A 23,040-nucleotide genomic window follows, 5' to 3' on the forward strand; every position below is an offset into this window, starting at 1 on the left:
CGGCCTGATAGCAGAGAGGTCGTGAGGACGCGAGGGCGATGACTGAGGGGCTGAGAAAGCCGGATCGAATCGACCCCATGCGGCTCGCTCTCGAGGAGGCGAGGGCGGCCGCAGAGCGGGGAGAGGTCCCGGTCGGGGCGGTGATCGTGCGCGACGGGCGCCTTCTCGCCCGGGCCGGCAACCGGCCTCGTGAGTTGAACGATCCGACGGCGCATGCGGAAATCCTAGCGATCCGCGAAGCGTGCAGAGCCCGGGGCGATGAGCGCCTCACCGGCTGCGATCTCTACGTCACGCTCGAGCCCTGTACGATGTGCGCCGCGGCCATTTCGTTCGCGCGCTTGCGGCGTGTCTATTTCGGAGCGGCAGATCCGAAGGGTGGCGCCATCGAAAGCGGCGTCCGCTTCTTCTCAAGTGCCACCTGCCATCATGTGCCCGAAGCCTACGGCGGCTTGAGCGAGACCGAGGCTGCAGAACTCCTCAAAGGTTTCTTCGCGACCCGGCGGTGATCGTGTCACGGACCTGACATCTCCCCTCGCGAGAACACTCTCTCCTCATTTCCGATTGGCCATGCAGATCCGATACGCGCTCTATTTCACGCCGCCTCCCGGTCACCCTTTGAGCGAGTTCGGGAGTGCGCTCCTGGGCTACGATTGCAATACCGGTGAGCTTCGGCCGCAACCGGCTCTGCCGGGCATCGATACCGAGGAGCAGCACCGCTTCACTGAGGATCCGCGGCGCTACGGCTTCCATGCGACGCTGAAGGCGCCGTTCCGTCTCCCAGAGGGAAGCTCTGAGGTAGCCCTTCGGCGAGATCTCACGGCTTTCGCATCCCAGACCCCACCCGTCGAACTTGGCGCGCTGGTGCCTGTGCTCCTCGGACGTTTCGTCGCGCTCGTTCCTGCTGTTCCCTCGACTGCTTTGGCGCTGTTTGCGGCCGAATGCGTCGCGGCCTTCGAGGCACACCGTGCGCCGCTCACCGAGGCCGAGCGGGCGCGCCGCGACCCGGACGCGATGCCGCGCCGCCAGGCTGCGCTTCTCGACCGCTGGGGCTACCCTTACGTCTTTGAGGAGTTCCGCTTCCACATGACGCTGACGGGAGCGCTCCGGGAAGAGCGGCGCGCCCTTTGGCTCGAACGGCTCGCTCAGCTCTGCGACGGGCTTCCGCTTGTCATGATCGACGCAATTTCGCTCCTTCGGCAGGACGGACCCGATCGGCGCTTCCGCGTGATCGAGCGTGCTGCGCTCGGTACGTTGCTGTGACGATGCGCTGACCAACCGGTGGCAGCTTATGTCACTCCGGCTGTCCGCAGGGCTGTCATGGAAGCTTCACGCAGGGGTCATCCGACTGTCAGGTGACGGCGCTACGCGCTTCCCGTCCAACGGGAGCAGCACATGCTATCCATCGATGAACTGACCCGTCGCTTCGGTGAGAAGGCGGCCGTCGACAAGGTTTCCCTGCGTATCGAGCGTGGCTCCTTCGTAGGGGTTATCGGCCGCTCCGGTGCCGGCAAATCGACGCTCCTGCGCATGGTCAACCGTCTCACGGATCCGAGTGAAGGGCGCATCGTGATCGACGGCGTCGACGTCACGGCACTGCGGGGCCAGGCCTTGCGGGATTGGCGCGCCCGCTGCGCCATGATCTTCCAGCAGTTCAACCTCGTCGGTCGCCTCGATGTCCTCACGAATGTGCTCATCGGGCGTCTCAACAAGGCCCCCCTGCACCGCTCGCTCCTGAAGTCGTTCTCCGTGGAGGATCGTGCGATTGCCCTCGCGGCTCTCGAGCAGTTCGACATCGCGAACCTCGCCTCGCAGCGGGCGGACCAGCTCTCAGGCGGTCAGCAGCAGCGCGTCGCGATCGCACGCGCGCTCGTCCAGGAGCCAGACATCATTCTCGCCGACGAGCCGATCGCGTCGCTCGATCCGCGCAACACCAAGATCGTGATGGACGGACTCTCGCGCATCAATCGCGATTACGGGATCACGGTCCTCTGCAACCTCCACTCTCTCGATCTCGCGCGGGCCTATTGCGATCGCCTGATCGGCATGTCCGCCGGCCGCGTCGTGTTCGACGGAAGCGCCCTGCACCTGACCGAAGACGTGGCGCGGGAGCTCTACGGCCTCGAGGTCGGAGACGTGATCGACATCGAGGAATCCGTGCAGGCTTCGCGCTTGAATGGGTCGAGCCGGGTCGAGGTCGCCCGGTCCGTGCCGCTCGCCGCGGCATAGGCCTAACGCCTGACAGAGCCCCGAACGGGGCGTTCCATCGCAACTCTCAGGAGCACTCTCCATGCTGACCCGTCGTCTCGTTCTCGGGGCCGCCGCGGCATTCGCCATCGCCGGCGCCGCCCAGGCGCAGGATTGGAAATCCAAGTATCCGGAACTCGTCTTCGCCGTCATTCCGTCCGAGAACGCGTCCGGCGTCACTGAACGCTATGCGCCGCTCATGAAATATCTCTCGACGGAACTCGGAACCAAGGTCACGCTGCGTATCGCCAATGATTACGCCGCCGTGATCGAGGGGCAGCGTTCCGGCAACATCCACATCGCGCAGTATGGACCGGCATCCTACGCGCGCGCCACCACCACGGGCGCCAAGATCGAGCCGTTCGCGATCGAGACAAATGTCGACGGCACCAAGGGATATCACTCCGTCCTCTGGGTGAAGGCGAATTCGCCGTACCAGAAGATCGAAGACCTCAAGGGTAAGAATCTCTGCCTGGTGGATCCAAATTCGACGTCCGGAAACAATGTGCCGCGCTTCGCCATGAACAAGATGGGGATCAAGCCGGACCAGTTCTTCTCCAAGGTCGTCTATGCGGGCTCTCACGAGAATGCGGTGCTCGGCGTACAGCAGGGCACCTGCGACGCCGCCTTCAACTGGTGGAACGACGAGAACGAATCCAACTTGCTTCGCATGGCCCGAAAGGAGATGGTCAAGGCCGAAGACTTCCGGATGATCTTCAAGTCCGACCAGATCGTAAACTCGCCAATGGCCTATCTCTCGGATCTCCCGGAGGATCTCCGCAAGGCGATCCGGGACACCGTGCTTGCAATGCCGCAGAAGGATCCGGAGGCCTTCAACAAGATCTATGAGGGCAAGCAAGGTCCGTGGGTTCCGGTCGATCACTCGGCCTATGAGCCCATCGTCGAGCTGATCAAGTTCGTCGACTCGCTCCGCCGCGCGCGTTCGTAATCTCTGATCGTGGTCGCCGGCGTGTGATTCCCACCGTCGGCGCCACCCCCTCACCCGCCCCTTCGGGGCGACCTCTCCCATCGAGGGAGAGGTGAAGCTTCGCCTCTCTCCTTGTGGGAGTGGTCGGACGCGAAGCGTCCGGGTGAGGGGTATCGGCGCTGCGCTCAACGAACTCGCGAAAGCATGCCGCAGACTCTCACGGTCACGGATGAAATCTGAATTCATGTCGACGGTTCTTCCGCAGTTGCCGGATGAGCGCCTTCAGGTCCTTGCGCGGGGATATTCCGAAGCGGGCGCCGCCAAGCGGGCGCGGGCGATTCTGTTCGCTGCCGTTCTGGCAGGCCTCACCGCCCTGTCGGCCGTCGTCGCGGAAGTCGATATCGAAAAGCTGTTCGGAAATTTCGGCAATTTCTTCAGCTATTTCGATCGAATCCTGACATTCGATTCCGGCCCTGCCACCGGGCAGCGGGTCTGGACGGATCCAGCGGAATGGTTCTGGGGGCTCGACAAGTGGCTTGGACTGCTCGCCGAGACGATCCTCGTCGCCTATCTCGGAACGATGCTCGGGGGAGTCGCGGCGTTCCTTCTGTGCTTCTTCGCAGCGGCCAATCTCATGCCGCGACGCATCCTGCGCACATGTGTAAGGCGCTTTCTCGAATTCTGCCGCACCGTGCCCGAGATCGTCTTCGCGCTGATCTTCGTGATCGCCTTCGGCCTTGGCGCCGTGCCGGGCGTGCTGGCCATCGCGATCCATACCGCAGGTGCACTCGGAAAGCTTTTCTCCGAGGTGGTCGAGAACGTTGACTTGAAGCCTGTCGAGGGCGTGACCTCCACGGGAGCGAATTGGGTGCAGGCGATCCGTTTCGCCGTGGTGCCGCAGGTTCTGTCAAATTTCGCGAGCTACGCGCTCCTTCGCTTCGAGATTAATGTGCGTGGCGCATCCGTCATGGGCTTCGTCGGTGCCGGCGGGATAGGTCAGGACCTCATCGAGGCGATCCGCAAGTTCTACTATGCGGACGTATCGGCCATCCTGCTTCTGATCATCCTCACCGTGATGCTGATCGACCTTGCGACCGAGCGCCTGCGCCATGCTCTGCTCGGCCTAGAGTGGAACCGATGAGCCACACTCTCCGTGACAGAGCACACGCGGATCTCGGTGGTCTACAGGCGCGCCATCCCTGGGTCTTTCATCCGCCGCTCAAGCGCAGATTCGTCACGGTCACCGTGGTGGTTGCTCTCACTGGGCTGATGCTAGTCGGGTTCTGGCGGCTCGGCTTTTCCTTCGAGCGTATGATCAAGGGTATCGGTGAACTCGGCACGCTTGTGATGCTGATGTTGCCGCCGAATCCCGGGAGTTGGTCGAAAGCGGTTCTGATTTTCCATGCCTTGGCGGAGACGCTCGCAATCGCCTTCCTGGGCACGCTTCTCGCCGCGATCATTGCCTTCCCGATCGGCTTCGTGGCCGCCCGCAACACGACCGTGAACCGGCTCGTGCAGTTCGCGTCCCGCCGCGTTCTCGACGGCATACGGGGCGTTGATGCGCTGATCTGGGCGCTCCTCTGGATCAACGTGGTTGGGCTCGGTCCGTTTGCGGGCGTGCTCGCGATCATGATGAGCGATATCGGCTCTTTCGGAAAGCTGTTTTCGGAAGCGATCGAAGCTGCGGACAAGCGCCCCGTCGAAGGCGTCACCTCAACCGGCGGTTCGCGGCTCCATCAGATCCGCTACGGCATCATCCCGCAGATCCTGCCGGTCATCGGCAGCCAAGTGCTCTACTACTTCGAGTCGAACACGCGCTCGAGCACGATCATCGGCATCGTCGGCGCCGGTGGCATCGGGCTTCACCTGTCCGAGCAGATCCGCACGCTCGAATGGCAATCCGTATCCTTCATCATCCTCCTGATCCTCGTCATGGTCGCCGTGATCGATCTCATATCGAGCCGATTGCGGCAGACGCTGATCGGGCGGTCGGCGCAGGGCAAGGGCTGATCCGCAAAGGTGCGCTCAGGGTTCGAGAACGATTTCGACGCGGTCGGCTGCGAAGAGGGCACGCGTCACCTGAATCGGCGACCCGGTCGGCTCGGCATTGACGCTGTCGACCACGAGCACGACTCGTCCGGCAGGCATTTCGAGGAGTGCAGCCTCTTCGGTGCTCGCTCCTCGTGCGGAGATGCGGGTCGCGATGCGGACATAGTCCGGCACCCCATGTTTCGCATAGGCGCGTGTCAGGGAGCCGGTTTGCGCAAATGTTCTGTCGAGACCGGCGAAGCGCGGGAGCGGCAAGAGCGTGCGCGAGATCGAGAGCGGCGTATTGTCGGCCCGGTGTATCGTTCGCAGCTCGAGGAGATTCTCGCTGGGCTCGATCGCGAGGGCCCTGGCTTCCCGCTCGGAGGCTTCGACGATCCGCGACCCGATCAGATCGCCCGAGGCCTCGCGGCCTGCCTGCGTGACGGCCTCGGAGAAGCGGGTCCGCTGACGGATCGGGTACGGCAGTGGCGGCGTCTCAACGAAGGTACCGCGACCTTGCGTTGCTCGCACAATGCCGCGCTGCGCGAGCGCTGCCAGCGCGCGACGGACCGTATGGCGATTAACGCCGAAGCGTTCGGCAATCGCCGATTCCGGTGGCAACTGCTCTCCTGCAGCCCAGGCACCAGAGGTGATGTCCGTTTCCAGACGTTCGGCGATCTGTCGCCATGCGGCCAGTCCCTTGCCGCGCTCCAGAGGCAGAGTCTCCACTGTCATCGAAACTTCATTTGACCACTTTGTTCGGTTGTCTATAACACTAGACAACGTTGCGGTGAAGTGCGGAGCCCAAGATGCTCGACACGGAATTCCCACCTGAAATTGCGAAGCGGCGCTGGGCAATGGCGCTTTGCGCCGAAGCAGTGCGCACGGAGCTCGAATCCGCACTGGACGGCCTCGGGGACATCGGGAAAATCGAGGATCTCCGCCCCGTCGAGACTGGGCTCGTCATGGTGCGCGGGCGGATCGGCGGCGATGGGGCGCCCTTCAATCTCGGGGAGGCCACCGTCACGCGTGCCGCCGTCCGAGTCGACGAGCGCCTCACGGGCTTTTCCTATCAGCTCGGCCGTGACGGCCGAAAGGCGCACCTTTCGGCGACCCTCGACGCCCTGATTCAGGCGCCGGAGCGACGCGATGCCGTCACGGCTGCCCTGGCACCGATCGAAGCGCGCATTGCAACGGAACGCGAGGTGCGGGCGCGCCGGATTGCGGCCACCCGGGTGAATTTCTTTACGATGGTGCGTGGGGAAGATTGACGATGACCGGCCTTGCTCTCAGCTTCGCGGATCCCGTCACCGCCTCACAGCAGGCGTTCAGCGCCGTGATGCATGCGCTCGCATCGCCCGGCGAGATCCGGACCTTCGCCACGGATCTCGAACCGCCACGGCCGCTCACTCCGGAACTCGCGGCAGTCGCGCTGGCCTTGGCCGATCATGAGGCGCCGCTCTGGCTCGACGAGCCTCTCGCTGCGGCCCCAGCCGTCGCCGAGTATCTGCGCTTTCACACCGGCGCCGCGATCGTCGAGGACCCGGCCGACAGCGCCTTCGCGCTCATTTGCGAGCCGCGGCTTTGTCCATCGTTCGATGCTTTCGCCCTCGGAACGCCGGAATACCCCGATCGATCGACCACGATCGTGCTGGCCGTCACGTCGCTGGATGACGGGCTGGGGCTTCGCTTGAGAGGACCGGGGATCGAGACGGAGCGGTCATTCGCACCGAATCCTCAGCCGGATGGATTTCGCGATCAGATTCTTCGCAACCGTTCACTCTTTCCGCTCGGCGTCGACTGGCTCTTCATCGCACCGGGCAAGATCGCGGGCTTGCCCCGCTCCGTGAGGATCATCGGGGAGAGTTGAGCCGATGTATGTTGCAGTGGAGGGCGGCGAAGCCGCAATCGACAACGCCCATCTCCTCCTGGCGCATGCACGGCGCGGTGATCCGGCAGTGCCCGAATTGTCGGTCGCGCAGATCGCCGAGCAGCTTACGATTCTCGTCGATCGCGTGATGACGGAAGGTTCGCTCTACGATCGCGAGCTTGCGGCGCTGGCGCTCAAGCAGGCGCGCGGCGACGTGATCGAAGCGATCTTCCTGGTGCGTGCCTTCCGCACCACGCTGCCGCGCTTCGGCAGCACGGAGGCGATCGACACCCGGGCGATCGAAATCCGCCGCCGCGTGTCGGCGACCTTCAAGGACCTCCCCGGCGGACAGGTCCTTGGGCCGACCTTCGATTACACTCATCGCCTCATCGACTTCGCCCTTGCAGCGGAAGGAGACCCGCCCCCACCAGCCGAGGCGCCCGCAGCGCCCGCCGAAACAATCGTGCCGCGCGTCACCGATCTTCTTGGCGACGAGGACCTCATCGAGCGTGAGTCCGCGCCAGACCCATCACTGCCCGTCGGCGATCTCACGCGCGAACCCATGAGCTTCCCGGCGGATCGCGATCTGCGGCTCCAGGCCCTTGCGCGCGGCGACGAAGGCTTCGTGCTCGCGCTCGGCTATTCCACGCAGCGCGGTTTCGGGCGCACGCATCCCTTTGTCGGCGAGATCCGCGTCGGCGAGGTCGAGGTCGAGTTCATGCCGGAAGAACTCGGTTTCCCGGTTCCGCTCGGCACGCTCACTGTCACCGAATGCCAGATGGTGAACCAGTTCAAGGGCTCCGCCGAGGTGCCCCCCCAGTTCACTCGCGGCTACGGCCTCGCGTTCGGGCAGAGCGAACGCAAGGCTATGGCGATGTCGCTGGTCGATCGCGCGCTCCGCGCGCGCGAGCTGGGCGAGGAGATCAAGGGACCCGCGCAGGACGAGGAATTCGTTCTGTCACACGCCGACAATCTGCAGGCGACGGGTTTCGTGGAGCACCTGAAACTGCCGCATTACGTCGACTTTCAGGCCGAGCTCGAACTCGTTCGCCGGATGCGCGCCGAGCACGCTTCGCGCGCATCCGAAGACGCCGTCGAAACCCGGGAGGCAGCCGAATGAGGGCGGAAGCGCAGAATGAAGGTCTCACGGGCTACAATTTCGCGTATCTCGACGAGCAGACGAAGCGGATGATCCGCCGCGCGATCCTGAAGGCGATCGCAATTCCCGGATACCAGGTGCCCTTCGCCTCGCGCGAGATGCCGATGCCCTACGGCTGGGGCACGGGCGGCGTGCAGGTGACGGCCTCCATTCTCGGCAAGAGCGATGTCCTGAAGGTCATCGACCAGGGCTCCGACGACACGACGAATGCCGTCTCGATCCGGAAGTTCTTCGAGCGCACCGCCGGCGTCGCCACGACAACGCACACGCAGGACGCAACCGTCATTCAGACCCGGCATCGCATTCCGGAACATCCGCTCCATGCGGGCCAGGTGCTCGTCTTCCAGGTGCCTATTCCTGAGCCGCTGCGATTCCTCGAGCCGCGCGAGACGGAAACCCGCAAGCTGCACGCACTCGCGGAATACGGCCTCATGCATGTGAAGCTCTATGAGGATATCGCGCGGCACGGCCACATCGCGACGACCTATGCCTATCCGGTCGAGGTCGACGGACGCTACGTCATGGACCCGTCCCCGACGCCGAAGTTCGATAACCCGAAGATGCACCGCATGCCGGCCCTGCAGCTCTTCGGGGCCGGCCGCGAGAAGCGGATCTACGCCGTTCCGCCCTATACGGATGTGCGCAGCCTGGACTTCGAGGACCACCCGTTCCGGGTCCAGACCTTCAAGGAGCCCTGTGCGCTCTGCGGTGCTGCAGGAGCCTATCTCGATGAAGTCGTTCTCGACGACCGCGGCGGCCGCATGTTCGTGTGCTCCGATACGGATTTCTGTGAGGAGCGGCGGCAAGCCGGGCATCGCGGCGCGATGCTCGCGACGACCGAGACGGCGCCGTGGGGCGCTCGGCTCGGCAAGACCCACCCTCGGAATTCCGGAGAACAACGGTGAGCGAGACGCCGCTTCTGCAGGCGAGAGGACTGACGAAGTTCTACGGGCAACGCGCCGGCTGCATGGACGTGTCCTTCGATCTGTTCGAAGGCGAAGTGCTCGCCGTCGTCGGAGAATCCGGGTCCGGCAAGTCGACCCTTCTCGGCTGTCTCGCGACCGAGCTCGAGCCAAGCAGCGGCGAGGTCTTCTATCGCATGCGTGACGGTGCGATGCGTGAACTCTTCTCCCTGAGCGAACCGGAGCGCCGCTTCCTGCTGCGCACCGACTGGGGCTTCATTCGCCAGGATGCGTCCCAGGGCTTGCGCATGAGCGTATCGGCCGGCGGCAATGTCGGGGAGAGATTGATGGCTGTCGGGGCCCGGCATTACGGGCGCATTCGCACGACGGCCGCCGACTGGCTGTCCCGCGTCGAGATCGAGGCCGACCGGATCGACGACACGCCGCGCACCTTCTCGGGCGGCATGCGCCAGCGCCTGCAGATTGCCCGCAATCTCGTCACGCATCCGCGCCTCGTCTTCATGGACGAGCCGACCTCCGGTCTCGACGTTTCGGTGCAGGCGAAGCTTCTCGATCTCATTCGATCGCTGGTCAGCGAGCTAGGGCTCGCCGTCATCATCGTGACCCACGATCTAGCGGTTGCGCGACTCCTGTCCCACCGGATCATGGTGATGCGCAGCGGACGGGTCGTGGAGACGGGTCTCACCGATCAGGTCCTCGACGATCCGAGTGAACCCTATACGCAACTCCTCGTCTCTTCGGTTCTGGCGGCCTGACCATGACGAAACTGGTCTCTCTCGAGGGCGTCTCCAAAGCCTTCACCCTGCACCTGCGCGGCGGCGCGCGGCTCGACGTCGTGTCCGGCGTGACTTTCACGGCTCATGCAGGCGAATGCATCGTTCTCGGTGGTCCATCGGGCGCCGGCAAATCGTCGCTTCTGAAGATCATCTATGGCAATTACCGATGCGATTCCGGCCGGGTGCTCGTCCGGGACGGAGATGAACTGGTCGATGTCGCGGCTGCTGCGCCCCGCCGGATCCTGGCTCTGCGGCGGTCCATTATGGGCTATGTCTCCCAGTTCCTGCGCGTCATCCCGCGCGTCGGGGCCCTCGACATCGTCGTCGCGGCAGGCCGCGAGAGCGGACTGGCCGATGACAAAGCGCGGCGGCGCGCGGAGAGCCTGCTGTCACAGCTCAACGTGCCGGAGCGCCTCTGGTCGTTGCCCCCGGCCACCTTTTCGGGCGGCGAGCAGCAGCGCGTGAACATCGCCCGAGGGCTCGTCAGCGATCGCCCCGTCCTCTTGCTCGACGAGCCGACGGCTTCGCTCGACGCCCGCAATCGTGCGGTCGTGATCGATCTCATCGAGCGCAAGAAAGCTGCTGGCGCCGCGATCATCGGCATCTTCCATGATGAGGACGTGCGCGACGCGGTGGCAAGCCGTGTCGTCGATGTGACGCAGTTTTCAGCTAAAGCCGCGGCCTGAGTCCGAAGCGAAGAAGCCCATGCCCGACAGACCGAACATCCATATCTTCGAGAATGCCGAAATCGTGATGCCCGATCGCGTCCAGCGAGGCTGGGTCGCGGTTGATGACGGCCGCATCATCGAAATCGGAGAGGGCGCGGCTCCCGAGCGCGGCCTCGATCTGGCAGGGGACTATCTTCTTCCGGGTCTCGTGGAGCTCCATACCGATCATCTCGAGAGCCATTACGCGCCGCGCCCGAAGGTACGCTGGCATCCTCTCGGGGCCGTTCTCGCCTATGACGCGCAGATCGCCTCATCCGGCATTACGACCGTTTTCGATTCGCTCCGGGCGGGTGTCGATGTGGATGGCGGCGGCCTTGGGGCCGAGCTCCTTGCGCTCGCCGAGGCTCTCGACGATGCGCGTCGGCATGGGCTCTTCCGCTGCGAGCATCTCACTCATTTGCGCTGCGAGGTGCCGTCGCCGGATGTCGTCGAAACGGTCGAAAACTTCGTATCGGTCTTTCCGGTGCACCTGATTTCCCTGATGGATCACACGCCCGGCCAGCGGCAGTTCCGGGACCTCGACAAGTATTTCACCTATTACGGCGGCAAGACCGGCAAATCCGATGCGGAGATCCGGCAGGCGGTTCAACGCAAGACTAACGAGAATGCGGCGCTTTCGGCCATGAACCGGCCGGCACTCGTGAAGATGGCCGCACAACGCGGGATCCGCCTCGCCTCGCACGACGACACGACGCTCGACGAGGTCCATCAATCGATTCACGAAGGGGTTGCCATCGCGGAGTTCCCGACGACAATCGAAGCCGCGCGAGCCTCGCACAAGAACGGCATCACGGTGATGATGGGTGCACCGAATCTCATCCGCGGCGGCTCGCATTCCGGCAACGTGGCCGCGGAGGAGCTCGCACGGGAGGGCGTCCTCGACATTCTGTCGTCGGACTACGTTCCTGCGAGCCTTTTGATGGCAGCCTTCGATCTGCCGCGTCGCGCGGCGGGCATCACGCTGCCCGACGCGATTGCGACCGTGACGCGCAACCCTGCGCGGTCCGCCGGGCTCCAGGACCGTGGCGAGATCGCTTCCGGACAGCGGGCCGACATCGTGCGCGTCTCCGTCGTCGGCGGCGTGCCTGTCGTTCGCCAGGTGTGGCTCGAAGGACGGCGGGTCGCCTGATGGCCGGTGGCTTCGTTTTCGTCGTCGGGCCGAGTGGAGCCGGCAAGGACACGCTGATCCGTCTCGCGCGTGCAGAACTGTGCAACGATCCGCGCTTCAGCTTTCCGCGGCGCCTCGTGACGCGCGAGGCCTCGACGTGGGAGGACAATGACACCATCGACGATGAGAGCTTCGCGCGCAGCCACGCGGCGGGCGCGTTCACCCTATCCTGGCGAGCCCACGGGCTCGGCTATGCGCTGCCGGGATCCTGTCGCGATGCGGCCGAAGCCGGCCAGGTCGTCGTCTGCAATCTCTCCCGCACGCTCATTGGCGAGGCGCGCAAAAAACTGCCGAACGTCTCGGTCGTCGAAGTGACGGCGTCCGTTGCAGTTCTCGCTGCACGGCTCGCGCTCCGTGGGCGGAGCGAGGATGGCAATATCGGCGCACGGATTGCGCGCTCGCGTGAAGTCGGCGCGGTGGCTGCCGACCTCACGATCGTGAATGAGGGCGCTCCGGAGACAGCAGGACGGAAGCTCACGGCCTTCCTGCGCAAGTGCGCGGAGCTGGATGTTCGAAACGTCGACGCCGCCGCGAGCTGAGGTTCAGCGCTTCAAGCCCGCAGGAACGGTACCAGCGCTGCGAGTGTCCCGCTCGCATTCTCTTCGGCAACGAAATGGCCGGAGTCGAGCTCGGTGCCGGTCGCCTGTGGCGCAAAGGTGTTGTGCCAGATATCGAGTGGTGTCCCGTCGGCGTCGCTTGCGTCACGCGTCAGGTAGTACCGGCTCGAGATCAGCAGGGTCGGACAGCCTATCTTCCGCCCGGCTGCGACATCCGCTTCGTCGGCCGTGCAGTCGAGTGTCGCACCCGCGCGGTAATCCTCGCAGAAGGCGTGAATGCGCGACGGCTCGTTGCAACTCGCGTGGTAGGAATCGAGGGCGCGCGGATCGAACACGTCGAGAGATCCCGCTTTCGACCACCCAGCGAGCAGCTTGTCGAAATAGGGCAGGGGATCTTCTCCGATCTCCTCCTCGGGCTTGGGATAAGGTTCGGAGAGGAAACCCCAATGCGCCTTCGGTACGTGGCCGGTGCGCATCTGCGCCCAGACGTAGAACGTCGGCAGAATGTCGAGGAGCGCGAGGCGCTCGATGCGTCCCGGATGATCGAGAGCGAGCCGATAGCCGACGCGAGCGCCGCGGTCATGGCCGGCGAGTGCGAATCGGATGTGCCCGAGCGTTTCCATGACGGTGACGACGTCGCGTCCCATGGCCCGCTTGGAGTAGGTCTCATGTCCGGAATCGCCGCGCGGGGCCGAGGACCAGCCGTATCCGCGTAGATCCATGCAGACGACCCGGTGCGTCTCGGCGAGCGCAGGCGCAACGCGATGCCACATCGCATGGGTCTGTGGAAAACCATGCAGGAGAACGAGAGGCGGCCCATCACCCTTGACGCGCGCAAAAATGCGGCCCGCTTCCGTATCAATCCAGTGGGAAGAGAAACCCGGGAAGAGATCGTCGCTCATGCTGCCAAGATAGGGCGGTCCATGCGCGACGGAAATGGAACCCTGTCGACTTCAGCCTCGCTCCCGCGCCACCGCTCGCCAGCCGATATCGCGACGGCAGAAACCCTCCGGCCAGTCGATCAGGTCGACGGCTCGATAGGCTTGGCGCTGCGCTTCCGCGACGCTGTCGGCCGTCGCCGTGACGGAGAGGACCCGCCCGCCATTGGCGACGAGGCGCTCTCCGGACATCGCGGTCCCGGCATGGAAGATCGTCACGCCGACGACCTCCTCGGCCTTGTCGAGTTCGCGGATCTCGGAGCCTGTCTCTACCTTGCCGGGATAACCCTTGGCCGCGAGAACCACGGTCAGCGCGACGTCGTCCCACCAGCGCAGATCGAAATGATCGAGAACGCCGTCGCAGGCCGCGAGCATGGCCGCCGCGAGGTCCGTTTTCAGGCGCGGCATCAGGACCTGGGTCTCGGGGTCTCCGAAACGGACATTGTATTCGATGAGCTTCGGCCCCTCGGCCGTGATCATCAGGCCGGCATAGAGGATCCCGGTATAGGGTGTCCCGCGTTCGGCCATCGCCGCGAGTGTCGGGCGGATGATTTCCCGCATCACGCGTTCCTGCAGATCCGCGGTCAGGATCGGCGCCGGCGAATAGGCGCCCATGCCGCCCGTGTTCGGGCCCTGGTCCCCGTCAAAGGCCCTCTTGTGATCCTGAGCCGTGCCGATCGGCAGCGCGGTGCGGCCATCGCAAAGCGCAAAGAAGCTCGCCTCCTCGCCTTCGAGATACTCCTCGATGACGACCTCGGCGCCCGCTTCGCCATGGCTGCCGGAAAACATGCCCTCGACCGCGGCTTGCGCATCCTCGAGAGTCATCGCAACGACCACGCCCTTGCCGGCGGCGAGGCCGTCGGCCTTGACGACGATCGGCGCGCCTACCCCGCGCAGATAGGCGAGCGCAGGGCCGGCCTCCCGGAAGCGCTGGTAGGCTGCGGTTGGAATACCTGCAGCGGCGCAGAGATCCTTCGTGAACCCCTTTGACCCCTCGAGGGCGGCGGCTGCCCTGGTCGGACCAAAGGCCTTGATGCCGACGGCCTTCAGATCGTCCACGAGGCCGGCGACGAGCGGCGCCTCCGGGCCGATGACGACGAGGCCGATCGCGTGCTCCCGGCAGAATTGAACGACGGCATCGTGGTCGGTGACGGACAGCGCGACATTCGTCCCGCATTCCGCCGTACCAGGATTTCCGGGGGCGATGAAGAGCGTGTCGCAAAGGGGACTGGCGGAGAGGCTCCAAGCCAATGCATGTTCGCGGCCGCCCGAGCCAATGAGCAAAATATTCATGTGAACCTTGGGTTGGGCGCGTTGTACGGCCGCGGCTCCCCGGTATCAACAGGAGAACGACCGGGGTCTGTCTTGGCATCGCCCCCGGGATGGCACTAGGGTCCGGCCCATGGCCGAGAAAGCTCCTACCAACGCCCCCGAGTGGTCGGTTTCCGATCTCGCCGGAGCGCTCAAGCGCACCCTCGAGGACGCCTTCGGCCATGTGCGTCTGCGCGGCGAGATCTCCGGTTTCCGCGGGCCGCATTCCTCAGGCCACGTCTATTTCTGCCTCAAGGACGAATCCGCGCGGATCGATGCGGTGATCTGGAAGGGCACCTATGGGCGCCTGCGCTTCAAGCCCCAGGAGGGGATCGAGGTCATCGCCACGGGCCGGATCACGACGTTCCCGGGCAAGTCGGCCTATCAGATCGTCGTCGAGTCGCTGGAGCCGGCCGGCATCGGCGCGCTCATGCAGATCCTGGAAGAGCGACGGCGCAAGCTCGCGGCCGAGGGACTCTTCGCCGAATCCCGGAAGCGCCCGCTGCCGTTCCTGCCGCGGGTCGTCGGCGTGGTGACCTCGCCCACCGGCGCCGTGATTCGCGACATTCTCCACCGGCTCGAGGATCGCTTCCCGCGCCATGTCCTCGTCTGGCCGGTGCGGGTGCAGGGCGAGACCTCCGCCGAGGAGGTTGCGGCCGCCATTCAGGGTTTCAATGCGCTGGCACCGGACGGGGCCATCCCGCGCCCGGACGTCATCATCGTCGCGCGCGGCGGCGGCTCGATCGAAGATCTCTGGGGTTTCAACGAGGAGATCGTCGTCCGCGCCGCTGCGGAGAGCGGAATCCCCCTCGTCTCCGCGGTTGGCCACGAAACCGACTGGACCCTCATCGATCACGCCGCCGATTATCGTGCGCCGACCCCCACGGGTGCAGCCGAGAAAGTGGTCCCGGTCCGCATCGAGCTCATGGGAGACGTGCGGGATCTCGGGCGGCGCCACCTCGAGGCGATGCTGCGCAGCCTCGAATACCGGCGTCGGGATCTCCGCGCGCAGACCGATCGTCTGCCGCAGCCGGAAGGACTCTTTGCGCTCAAGCAACAGCGCCTCGACCTTCTGTCCGCGAAACTCGCGCCGGCGCTCATGCGTCATGCGGGACGCTTCTCGGATCGCCTGCACAAGGCCGTTGAACGGCTTGCGGTTCATTCACCGTCGGCGCGGCTTGCCGCGATGCGGGCTCGCCTCATCGGCATCGGAGGCACGCGGTCCACCGAGGCGGCACACCGGTTGCTCCGCAACCGCGCCGAGCGTCTGGAGCATCTCGGGCGCTCGCTCACTGTCGCCCGGAACAATCTCGTCCGGAGTCATCGCGTTCACCTCGAGCGGCAGGCGGAACGCGTGTCCCGGATCTCGGAGCGCCTGGAGCCGGCAGTGCTGCGCCACATCGCATTGCGTCGCGCCGGCCTCGATACCATGGCCCAGCTTTTCGACAGCCTGAACTATCGGGCTGTTCTTTCCCGCGGCTATACCCTGATCTGGGATGCGAACGGACGCCCGGTGCGCTCCGCCAAGGGCGCCGCGGATGGCGAGGTCCTCGCGATCGAGTTCGCTGACGGCAAGCTCGACGCGACCGTCGGGCGGCTGACACGCAGCCGGCCGGCGGCCCGTCAGCGCCTCGTGGAGGAGCAGGGCGCGCTGTTCTGACCGCGATTATGCATTGAAACCGCCCCCGGCGATGACCTATTTGGAAGTGTCATCCGGGGCGGACTCCGGGTCGCGAGGCGGATATGAACAAGCACGAGCGCAGCAACGGCGAAGCCGTGGTCGAATACCTGGACAGCAACCTGCGCCTCGTCAGGCCGGGCTCATTCGTGCGTTGCGCAGTCACAGGCGAGATCATCCCTCTCGATCAGCTGAAATACTGGAGTGTCGAGCACCAGGAGGCCTACGCTTCCCCTGAGGCGGTTCTGATCCGGCTTGGGTACAAGAAGGCGGAGTAATGCCTGAGGGGATTGGTAGCTCTCTCCCGTCACGTCAATGGAGAGGCGAAGCGGTAGCGGCGCGCACATCACCTCTCCCCTGACGGGAGAGGTCGCCCCGAAGGGGCGGGTGAGGGTGGCGGCGCCACGCGAATTTTGTCTGCGATCAATGCCGCGAAATCATTCGAATTGTCGAGCGCGAGCGACACGCGCAACACAGTGACATCCTCGAGATGACTGGACGACAATCGCGCTGCGTCCTTCTCAGTCGTCACGAGCCGCAAGCCCTTCCCCCGTGCTTCCCTGATCAGATCATCGACTTCTCCGTCGCGAAAACGGTGATGATCCGGTAATGCAATCTCACGTTCGACGATCGCACCGGCATCCAGCAAGGTCTGGAAGAATTTTGCGGGCCGGCCAATGCCTGCAAACGCAAGGACCCGCTTGCCGGCAACGCGTTCTGCATCATTCACGTTCGGCACGAGTCGTGCCCCGAAGACGGGTTTGCCCTGCCTATCTGCGTCACGGGCGAGAGGATCGCCGGCGGGTCCTTCACCGATCACAACGACCGTGTGCACAAGCGGCCATTGCGCGGCGAGCGAAGCCCGGAGCGGGCCGGCCGGGATGCACAAACCATTGCCGATTCCGGTGCCGCCATCGACCACAGCAATTGCGAGATCCTTTTGCAGCGATGGATTCTGCAAGCCGTCGTCCATGACGATTACGTTGCCGTGCGTTGCCGCCAGCTTCGCACCGATCTTCCGGTCGCGTGCGAGAATCGTCGGCGCCACACGCGCGAGAAGAAGCGCCTCGTCGCCGACATCGTCCGCGCGAGATTCACTTCCAACACGCAGCGGTCCCATGAAACGTCCGCCATAGCCGCGCGTGAGGAAGACCGGCCGGTGTCCAGCTTGCTGCAGGAGTTGCCCGACAGCGATGGCCGTCGGTGTCTTGCCCGCACCGCCAGCCGTGAAATTGCCGATGCAGATTACCGGAACCGGCGCGCGCATTCCGGATCGGCGCAGGCGATGCGAGGCGATAGCACCGTAAAAGGCTGCGATCGGGCGCAGCGCATGAGCGACCGGGCTCGGGGTGGGCTGCGCCCAGAAGGCGGGCGCTCGCATCAGCGCCGTTCCGCGAGCTTCATCTGGGCAATGAAGGGTTCGATCGTCTGCAGGGTGCGGTCCACGGCACCGCCGAGTTCCTGAATCGTCTCCGTACCCGCACGTGCCATGCGGCGCATGCGGGCCGGGTCGCCGAGAAGCCTGTCGAGAGATTCGATCAGCGCTTCCTCATCGAGAACTTCTATAGAGGCCGAAGCACCATCGAGGGCGGCATAGATGTCGCGGAAATTGTGCACGTGTGGCCCGTGCAGAACAGCGGCGCCAAGCTTCACGGGCTCGATCGGGTTCTGGCCGCCATGCGGCACGAGCGAGCCGCCGACGAAAACGAGCGTCGTCAATCGATAGAACAGCCCGAGTTCGCCGATCGTGTCCGCGACATAGACCTCGGTGCTGCTGTCCGGATTCGCCCCATCCGACCGGAGTGCTGTCCGGAGTCCGAGGCGGGATGCGAGATCGGCGAGCTCGGGACCGCGTTGCGGATGCCGCGGCACGACGAGCGTCAGGAGATCCGGATGACGTTCTGCAATCGTACGATGGACGGCGAGCAGCATCTCCTCCTCACCGGAATGCGTGCTCGCAGCGAGCCAGACGGGACGGCCGGCCATCAGGCCCGAAAGCTGCGCCACGACTCTCGGATCTGCGGGAGGCGGTGGAGCATCGAATTTCAGGTTGCCTGCCACCGTGACCTGCGGCGCGCCGAGCCGGGCGAAGCGCTCCGCATCGTCGTGACTCTGCGCGAGGCAAAGAGAAAACCGCTCGAGCAGGGCTCGGATCGCCGCCGGGAAATGCTCCCAGCGCCTGAACGAGCGATCCGACATGCGTCCGTTGAGGAGGATCAGCGGGATCGCGCGCCGGTGGGCTTCGATCACCGTGTTCGGCCAGATTTCCGATTCGGCCAGGAGGATCAGATCCGGCCGCCAGTGATCGAGGAATCGCCGCAGGTATCGCGGCACATCGACGGGCACGAACTGGTGGAAGGCTCCGGGCGGCAGGCGACGCGCGAGAAGCGAGGCCGACGTGCGGGTCCCGGACGTCACCAGCACGGCAATCCCGCGCTGCGCAAGACGCTCGATGATCGGCAGGAGAGACATGGTTTCGCCGATACTGGCCCCGTGGACCCAGACGAGGTGCCCCGCAGGTCGCGCTCGGCCCGGGCGTCCTTGACGCTCACCAAGGCGCGCGCGCTCCTCTCGTCCCCTCCGCTGGCGCAGGTGCAGGAATCCGACGATCGCCGGCTCGAAAGCCGCAGTGGCGACACCGTACGCCCTGAGCAGGGCTGGCAGGCCGTGTATCACCGGCGCACCTCGGCGCCGGGATCCTGCGATCCGACGCGTTCATAGGCGCGGGCATGGATCGCGTCGAGGCTGCGCTCGACCTCCTGGCGCGCTGCTTCGAGCCCCGCCTCGTCGGCATCGCGCGGGACGAAGATGGGATCACCCAGCACGATCGCGCCGCGACCGAACGGGAGCCCGATACTCGCACGATCCCAGCTCCGGATGTCGATGCGCCGGCTCGTCACCACCGCAACCGGCACGATCGGGCGACCGGAGAGCTGCGACAGGGCAATGATGCCCGTTCCACAGACCCGGGAAATCTTCGGGACATCCGCCGTCATGACGACCATTTCCCCGCCCGCCAGAGCCCTCAGCATTCCGCGCAAGGCGGTTGCGCCCCCCTTTTCACGCACCTTCCGGCCACGGGCGCCGGAGCCGCGAATGGCCCGGATTCCCAGCCGGCGCAGGGCGACGGCATTGAGTTCGCCATCGCCGGAACGGGAGACCAGGCTTGCAGCCCGGTCCTGCGGGCGCTTCGCAAAATGCACCATGAAATGCTGGCCATGCCACATGGCCGCGATGACGGGCATCAGTGGGCCGATGCGATCATAGGCGTCTTCGGGCTCCATCATGAAACGGTTGGTGCGCCGCACCAGGCCGAGATAACCCGCGAGAAGGACGCCGAGCGTCTCCCGCACGAGCGCCGATCTGGCAATCCGCTTCCAAAGCCCCATCGCCTGAGCCGGTCAGTCCTGGGGATCGAGCAGGCGGTGCAGATGCACGATGAAGTAGCGCATTTGGGCATTGTCGACCGTGCTCTGCGCCTTTGCCTTCCAGGCCGCGTGAGCGGTCGCGTAGCTCGGATAGATCCCGACGATGTCGAGCTTCGGAATATCCTTGAACTGCACGTCGTCGAGGCGCTCCAGTTCGCCTCCGAACACGAGGTGAAGAAGCTGTTTGCTGGTGGTTTCTGACATGGTGCGCTGCTCCGGGGCCGGTGCGGCTTAGCGCAGGGCAGCGCCTTCCGCGGACACCGCCCTCATGGCGGCAACGACGCAGGGATGCAACCGTGCCGATGCGGCAGCGAGCTCGCCGTGAATCGGCTCTGGCCGGTTATAGACGAGGGGCTTTCCGTCGAGGGCGGCCACGCGTCCTCCTGCCTCGGTCAGGATGAGATCGGCTGCAGCGAGGTCCCAGTCCCGCGCATCGGTCGAGACGAGGCCGATATCGACGGAACCCTCGGCAACCCGTGCCAGGCGGAGAGCAAGCGACGGAATCCGGTCGATGCGTTCGATAGGGCCACTCCTCCGCGCCAGTTGCTCGATGAGCGGCTTCGGCCCGGTGACCCGAGCACCGCGGAGGCTCGGTTGTGATGACACCTGCACTCGAACCCCGTTTCGAAACGCTCCTCTGCCGGCTACGGCCTCATAGAACATGCTGTGGGCCGGCGCATACACGAAGCCGAGGGCAGGCTGGCCTTCGAGAAGGAGCCCGATGGCAATCGACCAGTCGCGATTGCCCGTCATAAAGGCGCGCGTGCCGTCGATGGGGTCGACGATCCAGACGAGGGACCGCGATAGCCGATCCGGCCGATCGGCCGTCTCTTCCGAGAGCCAGCCAGCTTCCGGGAGCAGCCGCAGAAGGTGCTCCTCGAGGAATGTATCGACCGCAATATCTGCCTCCGTGACCGGCGATCCACGCTCCTTGGTCCAGCGCCGCGCGGACGTGGCATCGCCTTCACGGAAGTATGGGAGAGCGAGCGCGCCGGCCTCACGCGCGAGGTCCGCGACGGCGGGTGCGAGGGATCTGACGTCGGAGAGTGTGGGGGAAGGCATCCTCACCTTCACATGGGGGTTAGCGGCGAGCCGCAAAAGACCCGGAGGGTGCTGCACCCGAGAGAAGAGGGAGCCGCGCCGAATCGCGCGGCGCCCGGTCGGTCCGGACCAGCCGTGAAAGTCCTGATGACAACTTGCGCAGCTTTCCGCAGAGGCAGGCAAGGCTTTGTTTGGCATCGCTTCCGAAACGGCCGGATTGACCTTCCCTTAACCCAAGCTCTTAAGCCGTCGGCGCAAGATCAGGGGCAAGATGCCCTCATCAGGTCGAGAGGTCCGTCAGAGACCCCCGGCCGGCCTAACAGGGCGTCGAACATGGCAATAGTCACTCCGGAAGCCGGGGTTGTGCCAAGAAATTGGCACAACCCCGGCGCCAACGAGAAGTCGTGTCTGCCGGCGGGTATCGTCGGGCTGCCCGGCAGGGCAGCGAACAGCATAGCTCTCCATCTCGACCAGGCGCGGGACGCCTTCGTTCTCGTCGTTCTCGACGAGAAGAATGCTCCGCTCATGACGCTGGGGCCCTATGCGGAAGAGGACGCCGTGGCCGAGTGGAGAGCCCTCGGGCGCTCCACGGGTCTTGCGTTGAAGATCCGGCTGTCGAACGGCTCGGTCGCCACGGTTTATCCGCAGCTCGGCCGTGTTCTTCTCGGTCCGAGCCGGCAGCGGCGCCGCCACGGCTTGCTGGCCCATCGAAGGCCGCGTTTCCTCACGAGACGCAAGCCGGCTCGTTTCCCCACGCGGCCGCGAGTCTATCGGGAGCGCGAGCTCTCCGCCTCCGGAGAGCGTTGAGCAGAGCCGCTTGCGGCTCAGCGAAGGAGGGCATCGAGCACGAGGCCGGCAAAAAGGAGAAGTCCGGCCTCGCGATTGGAGCGGAAAAGGCGCAGGGCGCCGGCTGGGTCGCCGGCATGCACGGACACCACCTGCCAGCCCAGGTGAACCGCGAAGGCCAGAAGGCCGAGGAAAGCGAGCGGCCCGGAATCCGCAAGAATTAGGGCCGCTCCGATCAGGAGGAAAGCGAGCGTGTAGCAGACCGCGATACCGGTGCGCACGTGCTCTCCGAAGAAACGGGCAGACGACTTGATCCCGGCGATCTCGTCGTCCTCGAGGTCCTGGACGGCATAGATCGTGTCGTAACCCACCACCCACGCGATCGAGCCGGCATAAAGGAGCACCGGAGCGGCCGCGAGGGAGCCCACCGCTGCTGCCCAGCCCATGAGCGCGCCCCACGCGAAGCAGAGGCCGAGCACGATCTGCGGTATCCAGATGACCCGCTTCATGAACGGATAGAACAGCACGATGACGACGGATGCGAAGCCCGTTGCGATCGCGAACGGGTTGAACTGGAGGAGCACCGCCAGACCGACCGCGCATTGCAGCAGGACGAAGGCGAAAGCCGCCGGAACGCCGACCTCTCCCGACGCGAGAGGCCGGTCGCGGGTACGCTCGACAGAGGCATCGAGGCGACGGTCGACGATGTCGTTATAGGTCGAGCCCGCCCCGCGCATCGCGATCGCGCCGACAAGGAAGAGCGCGAGGTGCCATGGACTGGGATACGGCTGATCCACCGCTATGGCGGCCAGTGCGCTCGACCACCAGCAGGGCAGAAGCAGCAGCCACCACCCGATCGGGCGCTCGAGCCGCGCCAGCCGGAGATAGGGGCGAATGAATCGCGGCGTCCGCCGGTCGGCCCAATGCCCCCTGACGGCATCGGGCAGCGTGCGGTCGCGGCCGATTCCTCGGGTCAAAGGGCGCCTTTGGGAATCTTGTACTCGCCGGTGAGGCCGCCGCCGAATGGATTGCCGCCCTGTTGTGCCTGTTTCGCCTGCTGGCGCGCCTGCTTCTCCATCGCAGCCATCTTGGCCGCGGCATCACAGGCCTGACCACGGAGCTGTGTGATCTTTTCGTGTTCCTGCTTGAAGTTTTGGGCGAACTGATCGGGGACTTGGCACCAATCCTTGTTCGCCTCCAGCCATTTCAGGCCGGTCTCGCCGTTCTTGACGAGTTTGCCGAAGATCGAGCAGGCGGAGCGCGGGTCGATCTTCTTGTCCTTGCCAGCGGCCTTCTGGAATTGCTGCGTCAGACTCTGACGCTCGCTCATGAATGTCTGGGCATCCTGGCAGCCGCTTGCCTGGGCGGCGGCGGGCGATGCGGCGAAACTGCTGACGAGAGTGGCCGCACCAAGGGCGGCGGCCTGGAGGGCGAGTAGGAGTGCACGCGACATGGTCAAGTTCCCTCGGCGGCGGGC

27 protein-coding genes are annotated in these 23,040 nt (G+C 65.1%); 17 read left to right on the forward strand and 10 right to left on the reverse strand.

Annotation, left to right across the window (positions count from 1 at the left end):
• The first annotated feature begins 38 nt into the window (after positions 1-38).
• From BN1233_RS25595 to phnE (BN1233_RS25620), 6 genes are all read left to right on the forward strand, one after another.
• Positions 39-506, forward strand: coding sequence for a nucleoside deaminase (locus tag BN1233_RS25595; RefSeq protein WP_046866430.1), 468 nt, complete (start codon positions 39-41; stop codon positions 504-506).
• 61 nt (positions 507-567) lie between these two features.
• Positions 568-1,260 (forward strand): DUF1045 domain-containing protein, encoded by a 693-nt coding sequence (locus BN1233_RS25600; protein ID WP_046866431.1) that lies wholly within the window; start codon positions 568-570, stop codon positions 1,258-1,260.
• 132 nt (positions 1,261-1,392) lie between these two features.
• Positions 1,393-2,226 (forward strand): phosphonate ABC transporter ATP-binding protein, encoded by an 834-nt coding sequence (gene phnC, locus BN1233_RS25605; RefSeq protein WP_046866432.1) that lies wholly within the window; start codon positions 1,393-1,395, stop codon positions 2,224-2,226.
• A 61-nt stretch (positions 2,227-2,287) separates the two neighbouring features.
• Positions 2,288-3,193: a phosphonate ABC transporter substrate-binding protein gene (gene phnD, locus BN1233_RS25610; protein WP_046866433.1), complete on the forward strand. Its 906-nt coding sequence runs from the start codon at positions 2,288-2,290 to the stop codon at positions 3,191-3,193.
• Positions 3,194-3,416: 223 nt separating this feature from the next.
• The gene (gene phnE, locus BN1233_RS25615; RefSeq protein ID WP_046866593.1) at positions 3,417-4,313 is read left to right on the forward strand and encodes a phosphonate ABC transporter, permease protein PhnE; all 897 of its coding nucleotides are present in this window, start codon (positions 3,417-3,419) and stop codon (positions 4,311-4,313) included.
• On the forward strand, positions 4,310-5,182 hold the full coding sequence (gene phnE / locus BN1233_RS25620) for a phosphonate ABC transporter, permease protein PhnE (protein WP_046866434.1): 873 nt from the start codon (positions 4,310-4,312) through the stop codon (positions 5,180-5,182). Before phnE (BN1233_RS25615) ends, phnE (BN1233_RS25620) begins: the two co-directional genes overlap by 4 nt.
• A 15-nt stretch (positions 5,183-5,197) precedes the next feature.
• On the opposite strand, the gene phnF is transcribed toward phnE (BN1233_RS25620), so the two are convergent.
• Positions 5,198-5,935: a phosphonate metabolism transcriptional regulator PhnF gene (gene phnF / locus BN1233_RS25625; RefSeq protein WP_046866435.1), complete on the reverse strand. Its 738-nt coding sequence runs from the start codon at positions 5,933-5,935 to the stop codon at positions 5,198-5,200.
• A 74-nt stretch (positions 5,936-6,009) separates the two neighbouring features.
• Here phnF and phnG point away from each other — a divergent pair, with 74 nt between their 5' ends.
• Genes phnG through phnN form a run of 8 tightly spaced genes read left to right on the forward strand, consistent with a single transcriptional unit; the run spans position 6,010 to position 12,363 of the window.
• The gene (gene phnG / locus BN1233_RS25630; protein ID WP_244470729.1) at positions 6,010-6,471 is read left to right on the forward strand and encodes a phosphonate C-P lyase system protein PhnG; all 462 of its coding nucleotides are present in this window, start codon (positions 6,010-6,012) and stop codon (positions 6,469-6,471) included.
• 2 nt (positions 6,472-6,473) lie between these two features.
• Positions 6,474-7,070: a phosphonate C-P lyase system protein PhnH gene (gene phnH / locus BN1233_RS25635; protein ID WP_046866436.1), complete on the forward strand. Its 597-nt coding sequence runs from the start codon at positions 6,474-6,476 to the stop codon at positions 7,068-7,070.
• A 4-nt stretch (positions 7,071-7,074) separates the two neighbouring features.
• The gene (locus tag BN1233_RS25640) at positions 7,075-8,190 is read left to right on the forward strand and encodes a carbon-phosphorus lyase complex subunit (protein ID WP_046866437.1); all 1,116 of its coding nucleotides are present in this window, start codon (positions 7,075-7,077) and stop codon (positions 8,188-8,190) included.
• Positions 8,187-9,134, forward strand: coding sequence for an alpha-D-ribose 1-methylphosphonate 5-phosphate C-P-lyase PhnJ (locus BN1233_RS25645; protein WP_046866438.1), 948 nt, complete (start codon positions 8,187-8,189; stop codon positions 9,132-9,134). Before BN1233_RS25640 ends, BN1233_RS25645 begins: the two co-directional genes overlap by 4 nt.
• Positions 9,131-9,907 (forward strand): phosphonate C-P lyase system protein PhnK, encoded by a 777-nt coding sequence (phnK, locus tag BN1233_RS25650; RefSeq protein ID WP_046866439.1) that lies wholly within the window; start codon positions 9,131-9,133, stop codon positions 9,905-9,907. The genes BN1233_RS25645 and phnK overlap by 4 nt, the downstream gene beginning before the upstream one ends.
• A 2-nt stretch (positions 9,908-9,909) precedes the next feature.
• Positions 9,910-10,614: a phosphonate C-P lyase system protein PhnL gene (gene phnL / locus BN1233_RS25655; protein ID WP_046866440.1), complete on the forward strand. Its 705-nt coding sequence runs from the start codon at positions 9,910-9,912 to the stop codon at positions 10,612-10,614.
• A gap of 19 nt (positions 10,615-10,633) precedes the next feature.
• Positions 10,634-11,785, forward strand: a complete 1,152-nt coding sequence (locus BN1233_RS25660; protein WP_046866441.1) for an alpha-D-ribose 1-methylphosphonate 5-triphosphate diphosphatase — start codon at positions 10,634-10,636, stop codon at positions 11,783-11,785.
• Entirely contained in the window at positions 11,785-12,363 is a 579-nt protein-coding gene (gene phnN / locus BN1233_RS25665) for a phosphonate metabolism protein/1,5-bisphosphokinase (PRPP-forming) PhnN (RefSeq protein WP_046866442.1), read from the forward strand. Before BN1233_RS25660 ends, phnN begins: the two co-directional genes overlap by 1 nt.
• A gap of 11 nt (positions 12,364-12,374) precedes the next feature.
• Here the strand turns inward: phnN and BN1233_RS25670 are convergent, their stop codons facing one another.
• A complete protein-coding gene (locus BN1233_RS25670) occupies positions 12,375-13,283 on the reverse strand; it encodes an alpha/beta fold hydrolase (RefSeq protein ID WP_046866443.1) in 909 nt (302 codons plus the stop codon).
• Between the two features lie 51 nt (positions 13,284-13,334).
• Positions 13,335-14,612, reverse strand: coding sequence for a phosphoribosylamine--glycine ligase (gene purD, locus BN1233_RS25675; protein ID WP_046866444.1), 1,278 nt, complete (start codon positions 14,610-14,612; stop codon positions 13,335-13,337).
• Positions 14,613-14,721: 109 nt separating this feature from the next.
• On the opposite strand from purD, the gene xseA reads away from it, so the two are divergent.
• Positions 14,722-16,290, forward strand: a complete 1,569-nt coding sequence (xseA, locus tag BN1233_RS25680) for an exodeoxyribonuclease VII large subunit (protein ID WP_046866445.1) — start codon at positions 14,722-14,724, stop codon at positions 16,288-16,290.
• 83 nt (positions 16,291-16,373) lie between these two features.
• Positions 16,374-16,586 (forward strand): DUF2093 domain-containing protein, encoded by a 213-nt coding sequence (locus BN1233_RS25685; protein ID WP_046866446.1) that lies wholly within the window; start codon positions 16,374-16,376, stop codon positions 16,584-16,586.
• 68 nt (positions 16,587-16,654) lie between these two features.
• On the opposite strand, the gene lpxK is transcribed toward BN1233_RS25685, so the two are convergent.
• The 5 genes from lpxK to BN1233_RS25710 are packed head-to-tail and all read right to left on the reverse strand — an operon-like array spanning position 16,655 to position 20,798.
• Positions 16,655-17,689, reverse strand: a complete 1,035-nt coding sequence (gene lpxK / locus BN1233_RS25690) for a tetraacyldisaccharide 4'-kinase (protein WP_046866447.1) — start codon at positions 17,687-17,689, stop codon at positions 16,655-16,657.
• Complete coding sequence (locus tag BN1233_RS25695) at positions 17,689-18,981, reverse strand: 3-deoxy-D-manno-octulosonic acid transferase (RefSeq protein WP_425311747.1); 1,293 nt, start codon at positions 18,979-18,981, stop codon at positions 17,689-17,691. Before BN1233_RS25695 ends, lpxK begins: the two co-directional genes overlap by 1 nt.
• The gene (locus tag BN1233_RS25700) at positions 18,981-19,697 is read right to left on the reverse strand and encodes a lysophospholipid acyltransferase family protein (protein WP_046866449.1); all 717 of its coding nucleotides are present in this window, start codon (positions 19,695-19,697) and stop codon (positions 18,981-18,983) included. The genes BN1233_RS25695 and BN1233_RS25700 overlap by 1 nt, the downstream gene beginning before the upstream one ends.
• 12 nt (positions 19,698-19,709) lie before the next feature.
• On the reverse strand, positions 19,710-19,940 hold the full coding sequence (locus tag BN1233_RS25705; protein ID WP_046866450.1) for a DUF4170 domain-containing protein: 231 nt from the start codon (positions 19,938-19,940) through the stop codon (positions 19,710-19,712).
• Between the two features lie 27 nt (positions 19,941-19,967).
• Entirely contained in the window at positions 19,968-20,798 is an 831-nt protein-coding gene (locus BN1233_RS25710; RefSeq protein WP_046866451.1) for an inositol monophosphatase family protein, read from the reverse strand.
• Between the two features lie 312 nt (positions 20,799-21,110).
• On the opposite strand from BN1233_RS25710, the gene BN1233_RS25715 reads away from it, so the two are divergent.
• Complete coding sequence (locus BN1233_RS25715) at positions 21,111-21,584, forward strand: DUF6101 family protein (protein ID WP_147707525.1); 474 nt, start codon at positions 21,111-21,113, stop codon at positions 21,582-21,584.
• A 17-nt stretch (positions 21,585-21,601) separates the two neighbouring features.
• Here BN1233_RS25715 and ubiA read toward each other — a convergent pair whose 3' ends face one another.
• Positions 21,602-22,540: a 4-hydroxybenzoate octaprenyltransferase gene (ubiA, locus tag BN1233_RS25720; protein ID WP_046866453.1), complete on the reverse strand. Its 939-nt coding sequence runs from the start codon at positions 22,538-22,540 to the stop codon at positions 21,602-21,604.
• Positions 22,537-22,893, reverse strand: coding sequence for a hypothetical protein (locus BN1233_RS25725; protein ID WP_147707527.1), 357 nt, complete (start codon positions 22,891-22,893; stop codon positions 22,537-22,539). The genes ubiA and BN1233_RS25725 overlap by 4 nt, the downstream gene beginning before the upstream one ends.
• Between the last annotated feature and the right edge of the window lie 147 nt (positions 22,894-23,040).

Source organism: Microvirga massiliensis, from assembly GCF_001006805.1.
GTDB lineage: Bacteria > Pseudomonadota > Alphaproteobacteria > Rhizobiales > Beijerinckiaceae > Microvirga > Microvirga massiliensis.

Coding starts and splice junctions, on each gene's coding strand:
- BN1233_RS25725 (WP_147707527.1), bottom strand. CDS start 22,893: ATGAGCGAGCGTCAGAGTCTGACGCAGCAATTCCAGAAGGCCGCTGGC.
- phnC (WP_046866432.1), top strand. CDS start 1,393: ATGCTATCCATCGATGAACTGACCCGTCGCTTCGGTGAGAAGGCGGCC.
- BN1233_RS25685 (WP_046866446.1), top strand. CDS start 16,374: ATGAACAAGCACGAGCGCAGCAACGGCGAAGCCGTGGTCGAATACCTG.
- BN1233_RS25710 (WP_046866451.1), bottom strand. CDS start 20,798: ATGCCTTCCCCCACACTCTCCGACGTCAGATCCCTCGCACCCGCCGTC.
- phnD (WP_046866433.1), top strand. CDS start 2,288: ATGCTGACCCGTCGTCTCGTTCTCGGGGCCGCCGCGGCATTCGCCATC.
- BN1233_RS25705 (WP_046866450.1), bottom strand. CDS start 19,940: ATGTCAGAAACCACCAGCAAACAGCTTCTTCACCTCGTGTTCGGAGGC.
- phnG (WP_244470729.1), top strand. CDS start 6,010: ATGCTCGACACGGAATTCCCACCTGAAATTGCGAAGCGGCGCTGGGCA.
- BN1233_RS25640 (WP_046866437.1), top strand. CDS start 7,075: ATGTATGTTGCAGTGGAGGGCGGCGAAGCCGCAATCGACAACGCCCAT.
- lpxK (WP_046866447.1), bottom strand. CDS start 17,689: ATGCGAGCGCCCGCCTTCTGGGCGCAGCCCACCCCGAGCCCGGTCGCT.
- BN1233_RS25715 (WP_147707525.1), top strand. CDS start 21,111: ATGGCAATAGTCACTCCGGAAGCCGGGGTTGTGCCAAGAAATTGGCAC.
- phnL (WP_046866440.1), top strand. CDS start 9,910: ATGACGAAACTGGTCTCTCTCGAGGGCGTCTCCAAAGCCTTCACCCTG.
- phnN (WP_046866442.1), top strand. CDS start 11,785: ATGGCCGGTGGCTTCGTTTTCGTCGTCGGGCCGAGTGGAGCCGGCAAG.
- phnH (WP_046866436.1), top strand. CDS start 6,474: ATGACCGGCCTTGCTCTCAGCTTCGCGGATCCCGTCACCGCCTCACAG.
- BN1233_RS25645 (WP_046866438.1), top strand. CDS start 8,187: ATGAGGGCGGAAGCGCAGAATGAAGGTCTCACGGGCTACAATTTCGCG.
- BN1233_RS25595 (WP_046866430.1), top strand. CDS start 39: ATGACTGAGGGGCTGAGAAAGCCGGATCGAATCGACCCCATGCGGCTC.
- phnF (WP_046866435.1), bottom strand. CDS start 5,935: ATGACAGTGGAGACTCTGCCTCTGGAGCGCGGCAAGGGACTGGCCGCA.
- BN1233_RS25670 (WP_046866443.1), bottom strand. CDS start 13,283: ATGAGCGACGATCTCTTCCCGGGTTTCTCTTCCCACTGGATTGATACG.
- phnE (WP_046866593.1), top strand. CDS start 3,417: ATGTCGACGGTTCTTCCGCAGTTGCCGGATGAGCGCCTTCAGGTCCTT.
- xseA (WP_046866445.1), top strand. CDS start 14,722: ATGGCCGAGAAAGCTCCTACCAACGCCCCCGAGTGGTCGGTTTCCGAT.
- BN1233_RS25600 (WP_046866431.1), top strand. CDS start 568: ATGCAGATCCGATACGCGCTCTATTTCACGCCGCCTCCCGGTCACCCT.
- BN1233_RS25660 (WP_046866441.1), top strand. CDS start 10,634: ATGCCCGACAGACCGAACATCCATATCTTCGAGAATGCCGAAATCGTG.
- purD (WP_046866444.1), bottom strand. CDS start 14,612: ATGAATATTTTGCTCATTGGCTCGGGCGGCCGCGAACATGCATTGGCT.
- BN1233_RS25700 (WP_046866449.1), bottom strand. CDS start 19,697: ATGGGGCTTTGGAAGCGGATTGCCAGATCGGCGCTCGTGCGGGAGACG.
- phnE (WP_046866434.1), top strand. CDS start 4,310: ATGAGCCACACTCTCCGTGACAGAGCACACGCGGATCTCGGTGGTCTA.